This window comes from uncultured Methanobrevibacter sp. (assembly GCF_900314615.1).
Classification (GTDB): Archaea; Methanobacteriota; Methanobacteria; order Methanobacteriales; family Methanobacteriaceae; genus Methanocatella.
The window spans coordinates 34,692-49,865 of the sequence record NZ_OMWA01000003.1 but is presented as its reverse complement, the minus strand read 5'-3'; the positions used below and the strand labels follow the sequence as shown (position 1 = coordinate 49,865).

Annotated in this window: 17 protein-coding genes and 1 pseudogene; 14 read left to right on the top strand and 4 right to left on the bottom strand. The window is 32.6% G+C overall.

The window, feature by feature from the left end:
• Nucleotides 1–61: 61 nt before the first annotated feature.
• The 3 genes from QZN33_RS01405 (at nucleotide 62) to QZN33_RS11715 (ending at nucleotide 2,709) form a co-directional block, all read left to right on the top strand.
• Complete coding sequence (locus tag QZN33_RS01405; RefSeq protein ID WP_296788804.1) at nucleotides 62–853, top strand: lipopolysaccharide assembly protein LapB; 792 nt, start codon at nucleotides 62–64, stop codon at nucleotides 851–853.
• Between the two features lie 132 nt (nucleotides 854–985).
• A complete protein-coding gene (locus tag QZN33_RS01400) occupies nucleotides 986–2,596 on the top strand; it encodes a sodium:solute symporter (RefSeq protein WP_296788801.1) in 1,611 nt (536 codons plus the stop codon).
• On the top strand, nucleotides 2,596–2,709 hold the full coding sequence (locus QZN33_RS11715; RefSeq protein ID WP_342764127.1) for a symporter small accessory protein: 114 nt from the start codon (nucleotides 2,596–2,598) through the stop codon (nucleotides 2,707–2,709). The genes QZN33_RS01400 and QZN33_RS11715 overlap by 1 nt, the downstream gene beginning before the upstream one ends.
• Before the next feature lie 309 nt (nucleotides 2,710–3,018).
• Here the strand turns inward: QZN33_RS11715 and QZN33_RS01395 are convergent, their stop codons facing one another.
• Nucleotides 3,019–3,627, bottom strand: a complete 609-nt coding sequence (locus QZN33_RS01395) for a carboxypeptidase-like regulatory domain-containing protein (protein WP_296788798.1) — start codon at nucleotides 3,625–3,627, stop codon at nucleotides 3,019–3,021.
• A gap of 407 nt (nucleotides 3,628–4,034) precedes the next feature.
• On the opposite strand from QZN33_RS01395, the gene QZN33_RS01390 reads away from it, so the two are divergent.
• The 6 genes from QZN33_RS01390 (at nucleotide 4,035) to QZN33_RS01365 (ending at nucleotide 9,083) form a co-directional block, all read left to right on the top strand.
• Nucleotides 4,035–4,358, top strand: a complete 324-nt coding sequence (locus tag QZN33_RS01390; RefSeq protein WP_296788795.1) for a hypothetical protein — start codon at nucleotides 4,035–4,037, stop codon at nucleotides 4,356–4,358.
• A gap of 459 nt (nucleotides 4,359–4,817) precedes the next feature.
• Entirely contained in the window at nucleotides 4,818–5,648 is an 831-nt protein-coding gene (gene modA, locus QZN33_RS01385; RefSeq protein WP_296788792.1) for a molybdate ABC transporter substrate-binding protein, read from the top strand.
• 61 nt (nucleotides 5,649–5,709) lie between these two features.
• Nucleotides 5,710–6,387: a molybdate ABC transporter permease subunit gene (gene modB, locus QZN33_RS01380; RefSeq protein WP_296788789.1), complete on the top strand. Its 678-nt coding sequence runs from the start codon at nucleotides 5,710–5,712 to the stop codon at nucleotides 6,385–6,387.
• A gap of 63 nt (nucleotides 6,388–6,450) precedes the next feature.
• Nucleotides 6,451–7,488 carry a sulfate/molybdate ABC transporter ATP-binding protein gene (locus QZN33_RS01375; protein WP_296788786.1) on the top strand — a complete coding sequence of 346 codons (1,038 nt, stop codon included), beginning with the start codon at nucleotides 6,451–6,453 and terminating at the stop codon, nucleotides 7,486–7,488.
• A gap of 410 nt (nucleotides 7,489–7,898) precedes the next feature.
• Complete coding sequence (locus QZN33_RS01370) at nucleotides 7,899–8,618, top strand: carboxymuconolactone decarboxylase family protein (RefSeq protein ID WP_296788784.1); 720 nt, start codon at nucleotides 7,899–7,901, stop codon at nucleotides 8,616–8,618.
• A gap of 324 nt (nucleotides 8,619–8,942) precedes the next feature.
• Nucleotides 8,943–9,083: a hypothetical protein gene (locus QZN33_RS01365; protein ID WP_296788781.1), complete on the top strand. Its 141-nt coding sequence runs from the start codon at nucleotides 8,943–8,945 to the stop codon at nucleotides 9,081–9,083.
• Nucleotides 9,084–9,107: 24 nt separating this feature from the next.
• Here QZN33_RS01365 and QZN33_RS01360 read toward each other — a convergent pair whose 3' ends face one another.
• Entirely contained in the window at nucleotides 9,108–9,689 is a 582-nt protein-coding gene (locus QZN33_RS01360; RefSeq protein WP_296788778.1) for a GNAT family N-acetyltransferase, read from the bottom strand.
• A gap of 113 nt (nucleotides 9,690–9,802) precedes the next feature.
• On the bottom strand, nucleotides 9,803–10,342 hold the full coding sequence (locus QZN33_RS01355) for a DNA-3-methyladenine glycosylase I (RefSeq protein WP_296788775.1): 540 nt from the start codon (nucleotides 10,340–10,342) through the stop codon (nucleotides 9,803–9,805).
• A gap of 185 nt (nucleotides 10,343–10,527) precedes the next feature.
• Here QZN33_RS01355 and QZN33_RS01350 point away from each other — a divergent pair.
• A pseudogene (locus tag QZN33_RS01350) lies at nucleotides 10,528–11,598 on the top strand (aldo/keto reductase); the annotation flags it as partial.
• Here QZN33_RS01350 and QZN33_RS11735 read toward each other — a convergent pair.
• Nucleotides 11,557–11,673 carry a virulence factor TspB C-terminal domain-related protein gene (locus QZN33_RS11735; protein ID WP_369333247.1) on the bottom strand — a complete coding sequence of 39 codons (117 nt, stop codon included), beginning with the start codon at nucleotides 11,671–11,673 and terminating at the stop codon, nucleotides 11,557–11,559. The pseudogene QZN33_RS01350 and the gene QZN33_RS11735 overlap by 42 nt on opposite strands.
• 92 nt (nucleotides 11,674–11,765) lie before the next feature.
• Here QZN33_RS11735 and QZN33_RS01345 point away from each other — a divergent pair, with 92 nt between their 5' ends.
• From QZN33_RS01345 to QZN33_RS01330, 4 genes are all read left to right on the top strand, one after another.
• Nucleotides 11,766–12,116, top strand: a complete 351-nt coding sequence (locus QZN33_RS01345) for a nascent polypeptide-associated complex protein (protein WP_296788770.1) — start codon at nucleotides 11,766–11,768, stop codon at nucleotides 12,114–12,116.
• 5 nt (nucleotides 12,117–12,121) lie between these two features.
• Complete coding sequence (locus tag QZN33_RS01340; protein ID WP_296788768.1) at nucleotides 12,122–12,865, top strand: metallophosphoesterase; 744 nt, start codon at nucleotides 12,122–12,124, stop codon at nucleotides 12,863–12,865.
• Nucleotides 12,866–12,942: 77 nt separating this feature from the next.
• Nucleotides 12,943–13,968: a Zc3h12a-like ribonuclease gene (locus QZN33_RS01335; protein ID WP_296788765.1), complete on the top strand. Its 1,026-nt coding sequence runs from the start codon at nucleotides 12,943–12,945 to the stop codon at nucleotides 13,966–13,968.
• Complete coding sequence (locus QZN33_RS01330; protein WP_296788761.1) at nucleotides 13,961–15,163, top strand: hypothetical protein; 1,203 nt, start codon at nucleotides 13,961–13,963, stop codon at nucleotides 15,161–15,163. Before QZN33_RS01335 ends, QZN33_RS01330 begins: the two co-directional genes overlap by 8 nt.
• Nucleotides 15,164–15,174 lie beyond the last annotated feature (11 nt).

Sequence of the window (15,174 nt, the reverse complement as noted above, 5' to 3'; positions counted from 1 at the left end):
ACTTTATTTTTTCAATAAACTATTTATAAGTCTTTAATCATAAAATAAATTGGTGATTATCATGAATTCCAATATTGTAAATGGTAAAAGGGAGTATGATGAAAAAAATTATGATGCGGCTTTAAAATATTTTGACAGGGTATCAAGCAGTGATGAGGATTACTCATACATGCTGATATATAAGATAAATTCTCTCATGGAGCTGGAGGAATATGAAAAATGCCTGAAACTTTTAAATTCATTAATTGAAGATATGCCTTACGACAGGCTGTTGTGGTATGAAAAAATCAGATGCCATATTTTCCTAAAACAGGATGAAAAGGCTTTCAAGTCATTATCTGAGTTTGAAAGGCTGATTGATGAGGATGACAAATATTTCACATTGTCTGTCGCTAAATTTTATGATGTGCTCGGGGATTCAGAATCTGCTTTAAAGTTCTGCAATAGAGCACTTGAAATCGATGAAAACTATGAGGAGGCTCTTCAGCAGAAAGCTCAAATTGCATGTCTCAATAAGAATGAGGATCTTATGATGGAATGCAGTGAAAAACTAATCGAACTTGCCAAAGGGGACATAATAAAGCTCATGCTTCCATTTCTTTTGAACTTGTTTTCCGGAAATTACATAAGGGCATATGAAATTATTCCTATGATGGATGAAATAGATGATGAGCACAGTGAACTGTTGAAATCAGCTATCTATCAGCATATGGTGGATGATTTAAAACTTGAAATCAGGCTGACATCTCCTGCTGAATGGCATGTTGATGATGCGTTGAAATTGCTGTTTAAATATAAATATGAGGGCATTGAAGCAGGCATCTTTAAGGGTGTCGGCTATTTCATTGTCTAATTTTTTTTAATTATTATTTTCATAGTACAAAAATGTACATTATTGTATTTTAGTAATCTTTATATAAGTTATATTTCAAATTACTTAATGTAATATTAAAAATAATTTAATATTTCTTAGAGGTAATTATTTATGGACGTTATGATTTTAGCAATTGTATTTATAATCTACATATTCGCACTTGTTTTCGTAGGTTATTATGCATACAAAAAGACTAATTCCTCTGAAGACTTCATGATTGCTGGTAAAGATACACATCCATTTATCATGGCAATGAGTTATGGTGCTACATTTATCTCGACAGCGGCTATTGTCGGTTTCGGAGGTGTTGCGGGCCAATATGGTATGAGTGTTTTATGGTTAGCATTCTTAAACATTATTATTGGTGTATTCATCGCATTTGTATTTTTAGGAAAAAGAACTCGTCGTATGGGTCATGCTTTGGAATCACTGACCTTCCCTGAGTTTTTAGGAAAACGTTTTGACTCAAAATTTATCCAATATGCTTCAGGATTAATTATTTTCTGCGCAATGCCGATTTATGCAGCTGTAGTATTGATTGGGGCTGCAAGATTTTTAGAATCTTCCTTACTGATTGATTTCAGTATTGCACTTTTAATCTTATCAATTATTATCACATTCTATGTACTGTTTGGTGGAATCCGTGGAGTAATGTATACCGATGCTCTTCAAGGAACAATCATGGTTATTGCAATGGTATTCCTTTTAGTATTCGTATATTGGTTACTTGGAGGAGTTGACACTGCAAACACTGCATTAACAAATATGGGTAATCTATATCCTGCAGATGCTATGGCAACTGGAGGTACGGGATGGACGTCGTTCCCAGAGTTTGGAAGTCCGTTCTGGTGGTCTTTAGTTTCATCCACATTAATCGGTGTAGGTATTGGGGTACTCGCACAACCTTCATTGATTGTAAGGTTCATGACTGTTAAATCAGACAAAGAACTCAACAGGTCTGTTTTAATTGGAGGAATCTTCATTGCAATAATGCCTACTACTGCATATATCGTCGGATCTCTTTCAAATGTATATTTCTTCGACAAAGTGGGAAAAATCGCTGTGGATGTAGTTGGAGGAAACATTGATAAAATCATTCCAACATTTATTACAATGGCGCTACCTGAATGGTTTGTATATATCTTCCTGTTATCCCTGATTGCAGCTGCAATGTCTACAATATCTTCACAATTGCACACACAGGGAACAGCTTTCGGTGTTGATATTTACTCTGTAATAAGGGACAAATCCAAACAGAAACTTGATCAGGTATCTATTTCAAGAGTGGGTATTTTAATAGCTATTATTTTAGCATTGATTATGGCATATTCACTTCCTGGAAGTGTAGTTGCACTCGGTACAAGTCTGTTCTTTGAAATCTGTGCAGCAGCATTCCTGCCAGTATTTTTAGGTGCACTTTACTGGAAAGGCATTACAAGACTGGGAGCTATTGCAGGAATAGTATCCGGAACATTAGTAAGTTTGTTCTGGCTGATATTTGTATTTAAGAAAACTGCTGTTGGGCTTGGAATCTGTAAATTCATATTTGGCGTAGAAACAATTTTACCTCAGGCTCCATGGCCATTTATGGACGTAATGTTGATAGCAGTTCCTGTTGCAGCAATATTTACAATTGTTGTAAGTTTACTTACCAAACCTCCTGCTCAAGAGGTTGTTGATAAAGCATTTTCAAACATAGACAAAAAAGGAAGTGATGCATAATGATGATTTTAGGTATTGAAGATCCTCTGATTTGGGGTGTTTACATTGGAATTATCTTATCCACACTTTTATGTATTGTTTATGGAATTGTAAACTGGAATAAGGGAGATTAGATTCTCCTTCTTTTTTTATTTTTTTCAATAGCATATTTTTTTTAATTTGTTTGATATGTAGGTTATTTTGTATACTTTTTAATTAAAGCCAATATTTTAATATTGGCTGTCTTATTGTCTATTTTTTAGAAGAATGTTTCATTATCTTTTTTAATTTAATATATAACTAGAACGTATATTTTGATACAAATCATAGTAATATATTTTTTTAGTAAACTGATTTATCATATATATCTTACCAATTTCCCAAAAAACTTGAAAAAATAGAAAAATATAGATGCATAGGCATCTATTAATTATTTAACTTCTTTATTTTGATTTATCAATATATTTTGCTCCAGATTCGGCATTTGGGTAATTGACACTGTTAGGATTGTTAGGATAATATTTTTGACTTGGTCCTAAAGTTTGAATATGGTTTCCGTTGTCATCTACTACATAGTAATATCCGTCTTCTCCCATAATTGTATGTGTATTACTGCTCTGACTGCTACTTTGACTGCTGCTTGAACTTGTTGTTTGGGATTCAACAACTTTTTCTTCAATTGTTATCTTTTTAGTGGCATTACATCCTGCATAATTGTCATTTCCGTTATAAGTAACTGTAACATTATATTTTCCAGGACTTTTTTCAAGTTTTAATGTGCCTATACCTTTGTCATTAGTAACAACAGTGTGATAATCTTTTGATTTATCTTTGTTTGTAATTGTTATATTAACTGTCTGATTAGCTATTGCGGTTTTGTTTTCATCGGTTAATTTAATTTTCAATGAATCTCCCTCGGTTAATGTGGAGTTACTCTTAAATGTTAATTTTGTATCTTTTTTAGTTGTATTAGGCATCACTGCAACTATTCCGACTAGTAGTGCAGCAATAATTACTATTAATGCAATTATCATTATTTTGTTCTTTTCCATATTTTCACATCCATTTTATTGGAATAATCTTCCATATATTTCTTCAGTTTTTAAATCTACAATATTAGGTAATTTTTGTGTTCTATTTTACCATCTGTTTCATACATTTGTATGTATTAATCACATCATATATTATTTGCTAATATATTGATAATAAATGGCTTATTATTGAAGGGGATAGTGTTATTTTCGAAATATGTTTCAGGCAAGTCATGGTTCATCAATCTTTGCAAGATTATTTTGACCTTTATTAATTTTCTTTCAATGAGTTTGAAGAATAGGAACAAATGTTCATTAATTTGCAGAATATCTGAAATTTGATTATTTTAAGTTTTAGCAGTTATTGTAAAACTATTAATAGTTAAATAATTAAACTATTATACTAATTAGAAAATTATGGTGAAATTATGAGTGAAAAACTTTCATATGATGATGTTAAACAGTATGAACATCTTTTTTCATTAGTACCTTCATTCATGCTTGAAAGAATGGCTAAAAAGAATAGGAATTTAGTGGATAAATTCAAATCAAAAATTCAGCCTCGTCTGGAATCATTATCCGATAATCAAAGAAATAAATATGAAATGATTCTAAACAGTGACGTTGACGAGTTACAGTCCATAATGGCTGAAGCTTATGAAAAGACAGATAAAAAACAGTATAAGATATTGGCAAATCCTGAATACAGGAAATTTATTGAGACTAATATCGAAGAATTAAAAAAATTATAATTCTTTTCTAATTATTTTTTTTTAAATAGCCTATATATGGTTTTTAGGTTTTTTTTTTGTTTCTTATTTTTTTTAGATGATAGTGTTCTTTTAACTATCGAATGTGAATGAAATTCACAATGTAATAAATATGTGGCATATTTTTCAAATGAAACTGCTCGATATGATAATATTTATATATCATAATTTTATAAATTATAATTGCTAATCATGATATTTATTTAATGATTTAAGGTTATAGAGCTGATGGTTGAAAATTGTTGGGAATTTGAATAAAAATCATTGTTTTATTAATTCTATTCAGTTTCTTTTATGTTTATTTTCTCAAGCTCATGCAGGATGTAAATGTGTAATATCATTGCTCTTTGGATATGTATGAGTTTATCTGTCGGCATATTATTTAATCTTGGATTATTGAATTTCTGATATAGTGCTTATATAATTTAAAGGAGAATAATCATGAAATATAATAAACTATTACTCATTGGTATTATCGCTTTGGTAGCGATTATTAGTGTAGGTTCAGTTTCCGCTGGTTTATTTGATTTTTTAGGCGGTGACTCCAGTAATGCTTCTAATTCTAATTTAACTGGAAAAGATGTTAACTTGGCTGCTGCAGCTAGTTTGAAAAATGCTTTTGACGAAAAATTAATCCCTATGTTTGAACAAAAATATCCTGGCGTAAAAGTTACTCCAACTTATGCTTCAAGCGGAGATTTGCAGACCCAAATTGAAAACGGTTTGGAAGCGGATGTATTTATGTCTGCTGCTAATAAACAGATGAATGCTTTAGCTGAAAAAGGTTTAGTTGATAACTCCACTAACCTCCAGTTCTTGGAAAACAAAGTTGTTTTAATTGTCCCTGCTAACTCAAGCAGCAACATTTCTTCATTCGATGACTTGAAAAATTTAAGCGGTAACATCGCTATCGGAGACCCTGAATCTGTACCTGCAGGACAATACGCTAAAGAAGTGTTAAACAACACAGGCATATGGAATGATGTTGAATCCAAATTATCATTAGGTACTGATGTAACTGCAGTATTAAACCAGGTAGCTCAAGGATCTGCTGAATGCGGTATTGTATATGCGACCGATGCTAAATCCACTAATGATGTAAAAGTAGTCTGTGAAGCTCCTGAAAATGCTTTAAAAACTCCAGTTATTTACCCAGTAGCTGCTTTGAAAAATTCCACTGATGACGATGCTACAAAAGCATTCATGGACTTCTTACAAACTAAAGAAGCTAAAGATGTATTTGTAGAATATGGATTTACAATTCATGAATAAATTTTAATATTGGATTCATGCAGATATATAATTAACAAAAAATTTTAAAGGAAATATAAACATGGCAACAGATTGGTCACCAATTTTCATTTCAATGAAAACAGCAAGCTTATCAATTTTAATAACCTTTTTTGTAGGGTTGATTGTTGCTTGGGCTATTGTCATGATTAAAAATGATACAATAAAGAGTGTACTTGACGGTATTTTTACATTGCCGTTAGTATTGCCTCCTACTGTAGTAGGGTTCTTTTTGCTGTATATTTTTGGTGTCAGAGGACCTATCGGAAGTTTCTTTATAGAATTTTTCGCTGTAAAAATAGCTTTCTCATGGCATGCGACAGTTATTGCCGCAGTTGTCATGTCTTTTCCTTTAATGTATCGTTCCGCTCGAAGTGCATTTGAACAGGTGGATTCCAACCTGCTTGATGCCGGCCGTACATTGGGCATGTCCGAGTGGAAAATCTTCTGGAAAATTTTATTTGCAAATGCACTGCCTGGAATTATCGGTGGAGGAATTCTTGCATATGCCCGTGGTTTGGGCGAATTCGGTGCTACCGCTATGCTTGCAGGTAACATTGCAGGTTTAACCAGAACACTCCCTATGGCAGTATACTCTGAAGTGGCTGCCGGAAATATGGGGGAAGCATTCAATTACGTAATTGTAATTGTTGTTATAGCATTTGTAGCTATTTTTATCATGGATTATGTTTCTATACGTAAGGAAAAGCAATGGAGATAATTTTATATTTTCGAAGTATAGAAATATATTTAAATATTTTTTTAATGTCTGCGGGGAAGGATTATGGCCAATAAATCATTGAAAGTAAACATCCATAAAAAACTTAAAGAATTTGACTTAGATATTGATTTTGAATTGAAAGAAGGGTGTTTGGGCATTCTTGGTCCTTCTGGCTGCGGTAAAAGTATGACATTGAAATCCGTTGCAGGTATTGTCAATCCTGATAGCGGTTTTGTAAGTTTGAATACTGGCGAAGAACATGTTTATTTTGATTCTGAAAAAAAGATTAATTTAAAACCTCAAAAAAGAAATGTGGGTTATCTATTTCAGAATTATGCTTTATTTCCAAATATGACTGTTGAGGAAAATGTTGCTGCCGGTTTGTCAAAAAATTATGATAAAGGAATCGTTTCTGAAATGATTAAGCGTTTTCATTTGGAAGGGCTTGAAAAAAGATATCCCAGACAGCTTTCCGGAGGTCAGCAGCAAAGGGTTGCTTTAGCCCGTATATTGGCTTATGGGCCTGATGTATTATTGTTAGATGAACCGTTTAGTGCAATGGATACAGTTCTAAAAGGGCAGTTACGTATGGAACTTGTCAATCTGTTAACAGGTTTTGACGGATTTTCTATTTTAGTAACTCACGATCGTGATGAGGCTTTCCAGTTCTGTGACGAAATTATAGTGCTGGATAAAGGAAAGATTATAGCAAAGGGAAAGACTCATGAACTGTTTGAAAATCCAAAAAAAGTTGAAGTCGCCAGATTAACAGGATGTAAAAATATCTCTAAAATTGAAATAATTGATGATTATCATCTTAAATCTCTTGACTGGGGAATTACATTTGAAGTATCCAAGAAAATCTCTCCAAATATTACACATATTGGAATAAGAGCTCATGATTTTACTCCGTGTAAAAAGGATGATGTTAATGTAATCGACACTTCAAATGCTTCAAAAATGGAAATGCCATTTGAATGGGAAGTTACTCTTGAAAACGGTTTGTGGTGGATTGTCGATAAGCAGATTCGTGAGCATGAATTTGTAATTCCTGAATATGTAACTGTAAATCCTGAAAACATAATTCTGCTTGAAGAGTAGTTAATTATATCATTTTCACTTTAACATCCAAAATCTTACATTTTGCATCTTTTTTTAATCTTGGATATATATCTTAATTTTTAATTAAAGTAAAATTTCAATATGCTTCATGTTAATGTAAAAACCTATTGATATTTTTCATCATTTCTCTGTAACTATTAATATAATAAACTCTATTTTTAATTAAAAAGCACACTTGATGGTGTTGGATTTTCAATAGTGTGGTGATGAAAACTAGTCAATGCAATGACCTGTGAATATTTTTTCACTGGATTATTAATATGGCATGAAAAGAACTTAAAAAGATATTTTCACGGTTTGAAAAGTTTAAACAGTATTGTGCAGGGATTTTTAAGAATTCTATGTTAGATACGATATGTTTTTATATTTATTTTTTTAAATTTTAATTCATGAAATATTTATTTGACAATTTTGGAAGAATCGAGAAAAACGACCCTGAATTTCATGAAATTTTCAAAAACTTTGCTTTTGGAGAAGTATTTGAGCACTCAACATTATCTGAAAAAGACAGCGTTCTGGCTATTTTGGCAAGTTTAATTGCCTGTCAGTCACCTAAGGCATTTAAAAAGATTTTACTTTCCGCTCTGGATAAGGATATAACTCCGCAGGAAGTTAAAGAACTGCTCTACCAGTCTGTTGCTTATGTAGGATTTGGAAGGGCGCACAATTTCTTTGGCGTTGTAATTAAGGTATTTGACAAAAAAGGAATCGAGATGCCTTTGGAAAACAGATCAAATACCAATCCTCAAAACAGGTATGAAAAAGGTCTGGAAATTCAAAACAGGTACTTTGGAGAAGATTTTATAAAAGCAATGAAAGAAAACACTCCTGAAGACCAGCAGCACTTCAACAGGTTTTTGGAAGGTTACTGCTTCGGTGATTTTTACACTCGTGACGGTTTAAATGACCAGCAAAGGGAACTGATAACCTTTGTATTTCTTTCAAGTTTGGGCGGCTGTGAAAATCAGTTGAGTGGACATACTCAGGGCAATCTCTCAGTAGGTAATGATAAGGAAAAATTAATTTCAGCAATAACAGTTATCATGCCTTACATTGGTTTTCCAAGAACTCTTAATGCATTGGCTATCGTCAATGAGATTTGCAAGTGAGTATTAATGTATTGTGTTAATATTTAAGAGTATATCTTCTTAAATATTCATTTTTTCCTCATTGTGGGTGATTTTGTAGAAATACTCTAACTTGGGTCATTGTAAAAAAATTATCATTTTAATTTGATATTTGATATATGAGCGTTCTTAATTTTGATTTTTGTTATTTATTATCAATTAATTCAATGATTTGGGGTCTTTTGTGGAGTATGATAAAATTTGATGTAAAAGAAAAATATATTAGAGGTATTATACAAAATATAATTTGTGTAATAATTGTGGATTGTATAGGAAAATTATCAATGAAACAATGGATGTGTAAAAATGGCTAAACCAATAGGACCAACACCAGAATTGGAAGGAAAAGATGCAATTGAATTTTTAAAAAGGATGTATGAACCACCTAGTGAAAAAGATAAGGAGTTTGCAAAGAAAATAAAATCCCAAAGGAATGTTCCATTTTAGGTTAAACATTAAGATTTGGAATTTTCATTCTAAATCTTTCAAATCAAAATACAAGTAGAATGTCCTTGTAGGGTCTTGTTTTTTAATTTGATGAATGTGGTTAATTTTCTTTTCATCTCTTTTTAAATTTTTAAAGTTGTTGTGTGTGACATAGAAGTTATATGCTGATGCATATCCTTCAACAATAACAAATCTTAAACCTACTTGAGTTTCAGCAATTTCACGAATGTTGGATATGATATTTCTGATAATTTTGGTTCCTAAACCTTTGCCAGAATATTTTTTGTCAATTGCAAAACGCCCTATTTTAATTGCAGGAATTGTATTGTTTTCAGAAATATTTAATTTGTCTTTGATTTTTTCTTTTTGAACTTCATCTCTTAACAGTTTCAGTTTCATGGAATCTGTCAATAATGATACGAAACCTATGATATTTTCATCGCAGGTTATCAGTTTTGTATGATTCAGGTTTTCCTGCTGCTGTTTGAGCGCATCTTTTTTTAGAAATTCATTCAAATCTTCAGAGTCGCATTCAAAGCCGGTCAAATCATGGTCTGGTGTCAATGTTTCAAATCTATAATTATTTTTAATGTATTCTATATCCATAATACTTAATTAAATTTGATTATATTTATTCTTATTGATTTTTTAGACTTTAAAATTGATTTAACCTGATTAAATTGTCTTAATTTGGAAATATACTTGTGGAATTGTAATTTTCAATACTTGAAGCAATTTTGCTGGTGATTGTCAATAATGCCTATTGATTCAAGATACGAATAAATTATGGTCGGACCGACAAAACTCATTCCACGTTTTTTAAGATCTTTGGAAATCCTTTTGGATAAATCTGATTCTGTCAGAAATTCTGCTTTAATGATTTTGCCCTCTGTAAATCCCCAGATATACTCATCAAAGCTTCCGAATTCGTCCTGAATTTCAATGAATGCCTGGGCATTTTTGATTGCAGCATTGATTTTGCCTTTGTGACGGATAATTCCAGCATTTTCTCTAAGCTCGTTGACTTTATTTTCATCATAATTTGCCACTTTAACAACATCAAAATTGTCAAAGGCCTTTTTGAAGTTTTCACGCTTTTTAAGTATTGTTATCCATGAAAGTCCTGCCTGAAATGACTCCAGAACAAGCATTTCAAATAGCTGCCTGTCGTCATGGGTTGGAATTCCCCACTCTTCATCATGGTATTTTACATAAATCTCTTCAACATCAGTTGCCCAGTTGCATCGTTTTTTGTTCATGGAAATAGTTATAATGATAATTGATTAAATAGGTATTCTTTTCAATAGCCTATCAAAAGATTTAAAATATAATTATATTAATAATAGATAATAATGCCGAAATTTATGGTAATTTCGAGCAACGGAAAGATTATTGAATATTCATTGAGTTATATAATTTAAAAATCGTATTTTGGGGAATTAAAATGGCTAGTTTAGGTTTTGGAATGATGAGACTTCCACTTTTGGATGAAAATGATGTTACAAGCATTGATATTGAACAGGTAAATGAAATGGTGGATTTGTATATGGAAAGTGGATTTAACCATTTTGATACTGCATTCGTTTACCATGAAGGTGTTGGTGAAAAGACTTTTAAAGAGACTGTAGTGGACAGATATCCTCGTGAATCATTTAAAATTGCAACAAAACTTCCTTTGTTTGTAATTACTGAAGAATCACAGTTGGAACCTATTTTTGCTCAGCAGCTTGAAAACTGCGGTGTTGACTACTTTGATTATTACATGCTGCATAATGTAAGTGGCTTCACTGAAAATGCATGGAAAAATGTGGATTTATATTCATTCATACAAAAGAAAAAAGAAGAAGGATTTATTAAGCATATTGGTATTTCCACACATGGGGATTCTGAGTTTCTTGAAGAAATTTTATTTGATCATCCTGAACTGGAATTTGTTTTATTGCAGATTAATTACCTTGACTGGGAAGATGAGAATATTGAATCTAGGAAATGTCTGGAAGTTGCAAAAAAATATGGCAAATCAGTAATGGTTATGGAACCTTTCAAAGGAGGATTTTTAGCAGATGTTCCTGAAGATGCTGAAAAACTGATGAAGGATTATAATCCTGATGATCCTGTTACATCATGGGCAATGAGATTTGTAGCAGGTCTTGATGGAGTAGATGTCACTTTAACCGGTGCAAGCAACCTTAATCAGCTAAAAGAAAATATTGAATCATTTAAAAACTTCAAACCGTTAAATGATGAAGAGCATGAAATAGTCAAGGAAGTTGCTGAAATTATCAACAGTAACATTACAGTTGACTGTACAAAGTGCAGATACTGTGTTGACTCATGTCCTGAAGAGATTAACATTGCCAAAATCTTTGATTTGTACAACAAAGAAAAGATTGTAAACAAAAAAGGGGAAGAATGGACACAGTTCGGAAATGCTTATCTCAACTATTCAAAACTTCCTGATGTGGGGCTTGCTTCAGACTGCAGCGAATGTGAAACCTGTATTGAGGAATGTCCTCAGCAGATTAATATTCCTGAAGTATTGAAGGAAGTTGCAAAGACATTTGAAACTGAAGGATACGGATTTACCAATTAAATCCGTTAATTTTTTTTTAAATATTCAACCAAATTTTTAATAATAATTAGAAATATAATTATAAATAGTTATTTTATTGAGGATTAAAAATGATACCTGGTATGAATAAAAAACAAATGAAACAGATGGAAAGACAGATGAAAAAGATGGGAATGAAAATGGACGAGCTTGAAGGTGTCCGTGAAGTCATTATCCGCTTTGACGAAAAAGAATTAATCATCGACAATCCTAGTGTAAGCCTAATGAATGTAATGGGTCAGGAAACTTACCAGATTGAAGGTAAAGCACGTGAAGTAGAACTTGACTATGAAATTGAAATTCCTGATGAAGATGTTGAAATGGTAGCTAACAGTGCCAATGTTTCTGAAGATGAAGCAAGAGCTGCACTTGAAGAGTGCAAAGGAGACCTTGCAGAAGCTATCATGAAATTAAACCAATAGATATAATGACATTTATTGCACACATTTCCGATTTGCATGTAAGTGCGTCAGAGTTTAATGAAGAAATATTCATGAAAGCTGTAGCTGAAATCAATCACTTACAACCGGACATGATAATATTGACCGGGGATCTCACTGAACATGGTTATTATAAAGAGTTTCAACAGGCAACCAAATATCTTGAAATGTTTGAAGCACCATTATTTGCCGTTCCAGGAAACCATGATTCACGTAATTTAGGTTATCAAAGTTTTGAAGAATTAGTCGGTGAAAAAAGCTGGAAACTTACATTTGGTGAAAAATATACAGTTGTCGGTCTTGACAGCAGTTCTCCTGATGAAAACAAGGGGCATATCGGAACTCCTCAACATTTGTGGCTGGAACACCAGCTGGATGAGTGTGTCATAAACGATCATTTTTCCATTGTAGCTCTGCACCATCATATTGTTCCGATTCCTCAGACAGGACGTGAACGTAATGTATTGTCTGATGCGGGAGATATTCTAAAGACATTAACAACCCATGAAGTCGACCTTGTTTTATCCGGACACAAGCATGTGCCGAATATTTGGAAAATAAACGAAACAGTCGTTGTCAATGCAGGTTCATTGTGTTCATCAAAGCTGAGAGGAAAAATCAAAAATTCATATAATGTTTACCATATTACAGACACAGACATTGAAATTTATCTAAATAATGTCGGTGGTGAAAAATTTTTATTTGGAAAATATCCAATAAATACCATATAACTTAAATATTATATATACATTTAAACAAATATAGTATACTGATTTAAAAAATAATATAATGTTGATTAGGTGATATTATGAAAGTTGTAGTTGATGCTTCAAATGTAGCTTTTCACGTTAAAAATCAAAATGGTCAACCTCAAATGAGTAATATTCTTGCTGCTGTTAAAGCACTTGAGGAAAGTGAGGATGAATTTGTAATTATTGCCGATGCATCACTTCGTCATGATATTGATGATAAGGAAAAATTCTTGAAACTGCTGGAAAGTGAAAATGTGGAGGAAGTTCCTGCAGGTAATGATGCTGATCATTTTATTTTAGAAATTGCTACAAGTGAAAAAGCAAAAATATTATCTAACGATAAATTCAGAGATTATGCTGCTGAATTCAGAAATATCTCTTCAATGAGAATTCCATTCATTATTGATAATGGCAGACTTACCTTTGGTAAGCCAAACAAACCTAAAAAAGATAAAAACATTCTTCAACATATCTGTGATGAGATTATCAAGGAACTGAACTTTAAAAAATGGGAAATCTACACTGGTAAGGAAGGACTCGAGATTTCTCCATTGAACATTGCTAAACAGGCTATCATTCGTATTGACAATGAAAACAATGCGGATTCCAGGCTTGAAAATATCTTTTCAAAAATACCAATGTTCAACAAAATCGTTGAGATGGTTGATGATGTTGAAATCGCAGCACCATATGTGATTTTTGTACTGGTGCATCCTAAAGATTATAAGTTAGCTGTTAAAAACGCAGGTAATATATCTGTTACTGTAGCAGACAGGTTAGGCCTTGAGAAAAAGCCATTGATTGCAGTTCGTAACGATTTATTTACAAGACCAGGTAATTTTGAATTAAATATTCTGCTAGCTGATGAAGTAACCGAAAACGCACCATATAACATATTAGTGCGCGTCAGTTCTCATGATGAAGTGTTCATAAAAAGAAACTCCAGAAATATTGCAAGTACAATAGCCGGAAGACTGGGATCCTGGAAATTCCCATTTGTATCTGTCAAACCTGATATGATTTTGGAAAAACCTGGTGATTTCGAAATAGAACTTGAGAAAGGAGATGCATTCGATGACTAGTTTTCTAACTAAAGCATATATCAAACTCACAACAAAGCTTAATCCTATTGCTGTGGGGACAAAATTTTTCCCGACAAATACTCTGGAAACAGAATATGTAGAGTTATTCAATTATACTCAAACTATTCTTTTTGAGCTGGAAAAAGCACAAATTACCTCAGAATCAATTCAGGAAAATCTTATACGTGATGTGGGTGCTGAAAACATTCCTGAGGAATACAGTTTTTATGAACTGTCTCCTGCTGAAAATAGGGTTGAAGAATATGCGTTAGTTAGTAATATTATCATGGGTAGTGACCGTTATTTTTATATTGAACTGGAACATCCTTCTAATTTAATTAATATTTTTGTAAAAATTATCCAAACAGAAAAAGGAGAAATTGTCGAAAAAACAGCTACTGAGCTTGTTGCAAGAATGTTAAGCAAAAATGATGCAATTCGTGTAGCTATTGAACTTATTGGAATAGGATTGTCTGAAGGTATTCAGGTAATTTCCGCAGTGGGAATGACTGGAGCAGCTTCCATTGAGCGTGCAATTCACTACACTCAAAATGTTGGAAGTTTCCCTGGAATTGCATTTACAAAACTTGGCGGAGAATATGCGCTGGTATTTGATTCTCCATTTTTGCTTAAAGAATCCCGTCCTGTTGATTTGGAAAATTATTTATTCATTGATCTTATTGATTCCACTAAATTTATTGATAAAAACGGCAGAAATCAGCTTGTAGACTTGATGACCGGAATCAAAAACTTCATTGAAACAGAATGTGACGGTGAGCTTGAAGGTTATAGGGAAGGTGGTGATGATTTCATTGCAAGATTCCCATCTAAAGATTTGGCAATTCGTGCAGGTCTTGATGCAGCATGGTTTGCTCTTGACAACGGTGCAAAAATCAGAGCAGGAGTAGGCAGAAGCAGACGTGAAGCTGGAGAAAGAGCTCAGTTGGTGGACAGTTTACCTTCTACATCTCCGCTGTCACTGGTTGTATTCGAACTTGCTAACGGATTATATGCGTATAATATTCCGTCTGAATTTTCAAGGACTTTAATTAACCTGGTGGAAAATCAAAAAGCAAAACTGATTGGTGTTTTTGCATTCGTATTTATTTTTGTATATCTGATGTCTATTTTAGGATTAGGCATGTTTGGTTTTGTTGGAATTATATTGGCTTTAGTATATGCATTTATTGCATAATGAATTAAAAA

What these genes read in the sequence shown, in the direction of transcription:
- QZN33_RS01360 (WP_296788778.1), bottom strand. Translation starts at nt 9,689, where the DNA reads ATGGATATAGAATACATTAAAAATAATTATAGATTTGAAACATTGACA.
- QZN33_RS01375 (WP_296788786.1), top strand. Translation starts at nt 6,451, where the DNA reads ATGGCCAATAAATCATTGAAAGTAAACATCCATAAAAAACTTAAAGAA.
- QZN33_RS01400 (WP_296788801.1), top strand. Translation starts at nt 986, where the DNA reads ATGGACGTTATGATTTTAGCAATTGTATTTATAATCTACATATTCGCA.
- QZN33_RS01370 (WP_296788784.1), top strand. Translation starts at nt 7,899, where the DNA reads ATGAAATATTTATTTGACAATTTTGGAAGAATCGAGAAAAACGACCCT.
- QZN33_RS01340 (WP_296788768.1), top strand. Translation starts at nt 12,122, where the DNA reads ATGACATTTATTGCACACATTTCCGATTTGCATGTAAGTGCGTCAGAG.
- QZN33_RS11715 (WP_342764127.1), top strand. Translation starts at nt 2,596, where the DNA reads ATGATGATTTTAGGTATTGAAGATCCTCTGATTTGGGGTGTTTACATT.
- modB (WP_296788789.1), top strand. Translation starts at nt 5,710, where the DNA reads ATGGCAACAGATTGGTCACCAATTTTCATTTCAATGAAAACAGCAAGC.
- QZN33_RS01330 (WP_296788761.1), top strand. Translation starts at nt 13,961, where the DNA reads ATGACTAGTTTTCTAACTAAAGCATATATCAAACTCACAACAAAGCTT.
- QZN33_RS01355 (WP_296788775.1), bottom strand. Translation starts at nt 10,342, where the DNA reads ATGAACAAAAAACGATGCAACTGGGCAACTGATGTTGAAGAGATTTAT.
- QZN33_RS01390 (WP_296788795.1), top strand. Translation starts at nt 4,035, where the DNA reads ATGAGTGAAAAACTTTCATATGATGATGTTAAACAGTATGAACATCTT.
- QZN33_RS01405 (WP_296788804.1), top strand. Translation starts at nt 62, where the DNA reads ATGAATTCCAATATTGTAAATGGTAAAAGGGAGTATGATGAAAAAAAT.
- QZN33_RS01395 (WP_296788798.1), bottom strand. Translation starts at nt 3,627, where the DNA reads ATGGAAAAGAACAAAATAATGATAATTGCATTAATAGTAATTATTGCT.
- QZN33_RS01365 (WP_296788781.1), top strand. Translation starts at nt 8,943, where the DNA reads ATGGCTAAACCAATAGGACCAACACCAGAATTGGAAGGAAAAGATGCA.
- QZN33_RS01335 (WP_296788765.1), top strand. Translation starts at nt 12,943, where the DNA reads ATGAAAGTTGTAGTTGATGCTTCAAATGTAGCTTTTCACGTTAAAAAT.
- modA (WP_296788792.1), top strand. Translation starts at nt 4,818, where the DNA reads ATGAAATATAATAAACTATTACTCATTGGTATTATCGCTTTGGTAGCG.
- QZN33_RS01345 (WP_296788770.1), top strand. Translation starts at nt 11,766, where the DNA reads ATGATACCTGGTATGAATAAAAAACAAATGAAACAGATGGAAAGACAG.